At 31.9% G+C, this 414-nt stretch carries 1 protein-coding gene; it reads left to right on the top strand.

Annotation, left to right across the window (positions count from 1 at the left end; all coding sequences use genetic code 11):
• The coding region (locus ACF91D_RS32165) for a family 1 glycosylhydrolase (RefSeq protein ID WP_392438765.1) at positions 1-414 on the top strand (414 nt) is incomplete at both ends.

The raw sequence follows: 414 nt of genomic DNA on the forward strand, positions 1-414 counted from the left end.
CTTATAGTTGTAATCCAGAAGACGTGTGGCAATCTATAATAGATGAGCGTACAAATACTTTCTTTGTTGATGTACAAGCTAAAGGAAAATATCCATATTACATGGAATCCTATTTTAAATCTAAAAATATTACTATCGATATCGAAAGTGATAGAGACATATTGAAACAAACCGTAGATTTTGTAGCATTTAGCTACTATGCATCAAGAACGTCTATTGCAGATACTTCAAGAGCGGAGACAAATGAGGGTAATATTATTATTTCAGCTAAAAACCCACATCTAAAAACCAGTAATTGGGGATGGGTCATCGATCCACTTGGTTTAAGAATTACAATGAATCAAATTTATGAAAGATTTGAAAAGCCATTATTTGTTGTAGAAAATGGATTGGGTGCAAAGGATATTATTGAAT

Source organism: Staphylococcus sp. 231237_7MaSpsaltlick, from assembly GCF_043107035.1.